The organism is Caulobacter sp. CCH9-E1 (assembly GCF_001556515.1).
Lineage (GTDB): Bacteria > Pseudomonadota > Alphaproteobacteria > Caulobacterales > Caulobacteraceae > Caulobacter.
Window position 1 is genome coordinate 1 of sequence record NZ_LSJA01000335.1, and the last position, 5,242, is coordinate 5,242.

6 protein-coding genes are annotated in these 5,242 nt (G+C 68.9%); all 6 read right to left on the reverse strand.

The annotated features are described in order from the left end of the window. Positions 1 to 1,129 (reverse strand): efflux RND transporter periplasmic adaptor subunit (locus AX690_RS19350; RefSeq protein WP_066730521.1); only part of this gene is annotated, 1,129 nt, incomplete at its 3' end. 11 nt (positions 1,130 to 1,140) lie between these two features. Next, positions 1,141 to 2,373, reverse strand: a complete 1,233-nt coding sequence (locus tag AX690_RS19355; protein WP_066683571.1) for a TolC family protein — start codon at positions 2,371 to 2,373, stop codon at positions 1,141 to 1,143. Positions 2,374 to 2,432: 59 nt separating this feature from the next. Beyond that, positions 2,433 to 2,798 (reverse strand): hypothetical protein, encoded by a 366-nt coding sequence (locus tag AX690_RS19360; protein ID WP_062095847.1) that lies wholly within the window; start codon positions 2,796 to 2,798, stop codon positions 2,433 to 2,435. Between the two features lie 84 nt (positions 2,799 to 2,882). Further along, positions 2,883 to 3,347, reverse strand: a complete 465-nt coding sequence (locus AX690_RS19365; protein ID WP_062095849.1) for an SRPBCC family protein — start codon at positions 3,345 to 3,347, stop codon at positions 2,883 to 2,885. Further along, entirely contained in the window at positions 3,344 to 3,796 is a 453-nt protein-coding gene (locus AX690_RS23060; protein ID WP_137803453.1) for a hypothetical protein, read from the reverse strand. Before AX690_RS23060 ends, AX690_RS19365 begins: the two co-directional genes overlap by 4 nt. 136 nt (positions 3,797 to 3,932) lie before the next feature. After that, a partial coding sequence (locus AX690_RS19370; RefSeq protein ID WP_156449726.1) for a heavy metal translocating P-type ATPase occupies positions 3,933 to 5,242 on the reverse strand: 1,310 nt, incomplete at its 5' end.

Below are 5,242 nucleotides of genomic sequence, written 5' to 3' on the forward strand. Positions count from 1 at the left end.
AGGCGCCTTTGCCGGCGATCTGCTCGCCGGCGCGCACGCCCGAGAGGATCTCGACGTGACCGCCGCCGCGGCGGCCCACCCGGACCGGGCGCGGCTCGAAGCCCTCCTTGGTGCGGACGAAGACGACCTCCGCGCCATTGACCGTCTGGACGGCTTCATCGGGTGCGGAGATGCGACCCTCTGGGCCGGCGGCCGGACCGCGCGGGGTGATCCGCGCGCGCAGGGCCTGGCCGGGTGTCAACATCGGAGCGCGGCCGCTGACGGCCAGCACGGCGGTAGCCGAGCGGTTCTCGGCGTCCAAGGCTGGCGTGATGCTGCGCACCGTGGCGTTCACCGAGCCGCTGGCGGTCTCCAGGATGGCCGTGTCGCCTGGCTTGACGCGCTGGGCGTCGGCGACCGGCAGGGCCGCCTGGATCTCGATGCGGCCCGGGTCGGCGACGCGGAAGAGTTCGGAACCGGCCGTGACATAGGCGCCGAGCGTGGCGCTAGCGGCGGTGATCCGGCCGGAGATCGGGCTGGTGACCGCCAACGTACGACCGTTGCCGCTGACGCCGGCGGCGGCGCTGGCGCCGCTGGCGCGGCGCAACTCCGACTCGGCGATGGCCGCCTCGCGCTGGGCGGCTTCGAGGTCCTGGCGAGCGGTGATCTTGGCGTCGAACAGGCGCTGCTCGCGGACCAGGGCCTGGCGGGCGGCAGCGGCCTTGGCGGCCGCGGTGCTACGGTCGGCGCTGATGGCCGCGGCGTCGCGGCTTTCTATGGCGGCGATCACTTCACCGGCGGCGACGGGGTCCCCCAGGCGCTTGTTGATGCGGACGATAGCCCCGTCGGCGCGGGCCGCCAGGATCGCCGCGCCGTTGGGCGTGGCCACCACGGTGGCCTGGGCCGAAACGGCGGCGTCGAGGCCGCCGCCGGTGAGGGTCAACAGTTGGATGCCATCGGAGACGATGCGATCGGCGGTCATGCCCACGTGGGGCTTTTCGCCGGCGTGGTCTTCCTTGGCCTCGGCCGCGGGGGCGTCCTTGGCCGGCGAAGACAGCAGGGACTTGCCGACCAGCGCGCCGACGCCAGCGGCCAGCAGGCTACTGACCGCCACGGCCGTCAGCAGGGTCTTTCGATCGTTGGATTTCATGGTGAGCTTTCCTATTGGGCGGCGGCGCGTTCGAGCGCGGCCAGCGCCTTGGCGCGGTCGAGACGCGCGGCGATGAGTTCGGTGCGGGCGGTCGTCAGGGCGGCTTGCGCGTCTAGGACTTCGAGCAGCGAGAATTTCCCCGCCTCGAAGCCGCCTCGCGCCAGGTCGACGGCGGTCTGGGCCTGGGGCACGACCTTGCTGTCGAGCACTTCCAGCCTGGCGGTGGCGGCGCGCAATGCCGCCTCCCCGTCCCGAACGGCCCGAACCGAGCGCGCCAGGGCCAGGCGTTCGCGCGCCTCGGCCGCGGTGGCGTCCGCGCGGGCGGCCGCGACGGTACCCTGGTTGCGGTTGGAGATTGGGATCGGGGCGGTAAAGCCGACGATCATCGCCGAGTCCCCGGTCTGCTCGAACCGCCGAACCCCGGCCTGGACGGTGAGGTCCGGACGACCAGCGGCGCGTTCGCGATCGATCACCGCCCGGGCGGTCTCCAGCTGGGCGCGCGCTTGGCGCACATCCAGGGTTTCGCCGGGATCGATCGTGGCCATCACCGGCGTCGCCGGCTGCGGGGACCGCACCAGCTCGATGGTCTCGGCCGCATCGCCCCAGAGGGTTACTAGAGCGCGGCGCGCGGCTGCGGCCTCGGCCTCGGCGGCAATGACGGCGGCGGCGGCCTCACGGCTGGCCGCCTCAGCCCGCAACGCCCGCAGGGGCGGCTCGCGACCGGCTTCGACCAACGTGCCGGCGACCTTGGAAAGGCCTTCGGCGCGGGTGGCCGTCTCTCGGGCCAGGGCCAGACGATCCTGCGCCGCGAGGGCTTCGGCATAACGGACGCTGACTTCTTGGGTGAGGTCGGCCTTGGCGATGACGAAGCCGATCCGGGCGGCGTCGACCTCGGCGTTGGCGGCGGCGGCGCGGGTGCGACGCTTGCCGCCCAGCTCCAGGCGCTGGCTGATGGTGGCCGTGGTTTCGGCTGCGCCGAAGCGGCCATAGGGGCCCGAACCGGCGAAGTTCTCCGATTGGAGGCCGGCTTCAGGGTTTGGCATCAGGTCGGCTTGGCGAGCGCGGCCCTCAGCCGCTTTCACCGAGGCTTCGGCTGCCGTGACAAGCGGTGACTGGGTCTGGGCGCGCATGATAGCGGCGTCCAGGGTGAGCGGCTCAGCGAGCGCGCGCGAAAGCGCGCCGCTGCCGGCAAGCGCCAGGACCGCGCCGAAAATGGCGGCGGACCGAGCATAGCGGGAATGCATGAGAGGTCCCTATGTGAGAACTGACGAAGGCGATTACGCGCGCGAGGGCGCGGCCAGGGTCAGGCTCGAGGGGGCTCGTTGGGGCCGTCCGGCATGCGCGAGAGCGGCATGTGGGGCGGCGCTGGAGTCAGGCGGATGCGCGTGACGGAGACGTAGGTCTGCCCGGCCGTGGCGAGCCCGATCAGCGACGGAGAATGATGGCAATGGCCAATCCCGCAGACCTCGCCGTCGGCCAGGTCTGCGGGATCCTGGTCATTGGCCTGGGCAAAGGTCGTGGCCTCGGCGACGGCGCTCGTCTTCTTGCTCGACAGGGAGTCGGCCGAGCATAAGCCTGAACGCAATGATGGCGCAGCTACGGCGAGCACCAGCAGGCACGCTAGAAGCGCTCCCGTCCAGGTTTTCAGCCATGTCGCCACATCGAACATGTAAGGGCCTATAGCGTCCGTGATGCGTCGAGGAAATACGTTACAAGATACACTTGGCGTGGCGCATCAGCGCGGCAGTGAGAGTTAGATCCGAGTTCGCGGACGGGCCCGTGTCACCGCTCGCAGCGGCGTGCTGGTGGTCACGTATTTCGAAAGAGCGTCCAGGCGGAAGCTATAGATTCTGATCAACTTTTCGCGCTCGGCCTTAAACTTGAACTGCAGCGCCGCTAGGCCGGTTATCTTGTTGGTGTGGCGAAGCAGCGTGCCGCGCGCGCTGCGCTCCAGGTGGAAGTATTCATACGATCGCGCGAAGAATGGACCGGACTGGAAGGCGATCTCCTCGCCTGGCGCCATGCCAATGACCCGAGCCCTGACCCTCAGACGCTTTTCCGGATTGGAGCCGATACGGATGTAGACGCTGGCGCCCCGAATGGGGACGCCGTCGATTTCCCAATGAGGATGCCAACGCGGGTAGCCACCGAACTCCGACAAGGTTCGCCAGACCTTAGTGGGGGGGGCGGCGATATCGATCTCAGATTCAATGATCATGGGCGGCCTTTCGTCGCCATCTCGCTTGAGCTCGATGCAGCCGAGACAGGCTGCGGGCACGGACGGTTGGTGGAAAGCGTACAGACCCGAAACTGCTCGCCTGACATGACCGGGCCGGGGGTCGGCAGGTCGAAGAAAATGCAATGGCGCTCGCGCCCACGCAGGCCCCACAGGACACGCGTCGCCGTGCTGATGACGTTTCCACCCGCGTCAAGACGATCCGCTCGGATGATCCGCGGCGAGGATCCTATGGACCGTCGACAGATCGCGCCATGGAAACGGACCCCCTCACCTTCGGCGATGGCGCGGACCGACTCAAGTGCGAAGCCCCGCTGAGTGTTGAGCACGATGGGCTTTTCGATCGTGTCTGCAGTAGCCCCGCCCGAAAAGGCCAGGATCAGAAGCCCAATTCCTTTTCCGCCTAGGTGGCGCAAGTGTTGTCGGTTCATGTTCGATGCTCCAGGCCGATCGCCAAAACCCCAATCGACATGACGAGCAGAAGCATCGCCGCAGCCAGGGCCATTATCGCACGGCGGGCCGATCGGCGGGCCCAGTCCGACGCTTCGGTGCGAGGTTCTTCGCCATTCATGCCTGGCGGTCCTTGTAGGCGAGCAACCGCAGCGCGTTGGCCACCACCAGAAGGGTCGAGCCCTCGTGGAAGATCACCGCCTCGCCGATCTTCAGGCCAAACAGGGTCGCTGGGATCAGCACCGCGACCATGCCCAGGCTGACCCACAGGTTCTGGCGGATGATGGCGCTGGTCTTGCGGCTAAGGCCCACGGCGAACGGCAGATGGGTCAGGTCATCGGCCATCAGCGCGACGTCGGCGGTTTCCAGCGCCACGTCCGAGCCGGCCGCGCCCATGGCGATGCCGACGGTGGCGTTGGCCATGGCCGGGGCGTCATTGACCCCGTCGCCGACCATCGCGGCCTTGCCGTAGTGCTGGCGCAGGGCCTTGATGGTCTCGACCTTGTCCTCCGGCATCAGGCCGCCGCGGGCTTCGTCGAGACCCAGATCACGGGCGATCGCATCGGCGACCGACTGGTTGTCGCCCGACAGCATGATCATGCGGGTGATCCCCAGCGAGCGAAGGCGAACGATAACGTCGCGGGCCGCGGGGCGGGCGGTGTCCATCAGGCCCAGCACGCCGAGAAAACGATCACCGTAGCGGACGACGACCACTGTCCGGCCGCGCGCTTCAAGGCGCTTGGCATCGCTCCAGACCGATACGGGCAGGTCTTTCTGGTCGCCTTCGAATAGGCCCGGCTTGCCGATCACGACGTCCTTGCCATCGACCTGGGCCTGGATGCCCTGCCCTGTCAGGCTCTTGACGTTGGTGGCTTCACGATGGGCCTGGCCGATCAGCTTGGCCTCCCCGTCGCGCACCACGGCGGCCGCCAGCGGGTGGTCGCTGAGCGCCTCGACGGCCACGGCGATGGCGAGCAGCTCGGCCTCATCGACGCCTTCGGCAGGGACGATATCGGTCAGCTTGGGCTTGCCCTCGGTTAGGGTGCCGGTCTTGTCGAAGGCCAGAGCGGTCAGCGTTCCGAGATTTTCCAGGGGACCGCCGCCCTTGACCAGGACGCCGCCGCGCCCTGCCCGGGCCACGCCACTGAGCACGGCGCTGGGCACCGAAATGGCCAGGGCGCAGGGGCTAGCGGCTACCAGGACCGCCATGGCGCGGTAGAAGCTGCGGCTGAACGGCTCGTCGAGCACCAGGAAGGCCAGCATCAGGGTCGCGACCAGCACCAGCACGGCCGGCACGAAGACCTTCTCGAACCGGTCGGTAAAGCGCTGGGTGGGCGAACGCTGGGCCTCGGCCTCGGCGACCATGCGCACGACGCGGGCCAGGGTGCTCTCGCCGGCCTTGCGGGCCACGCGGATGTCGAGCGCGC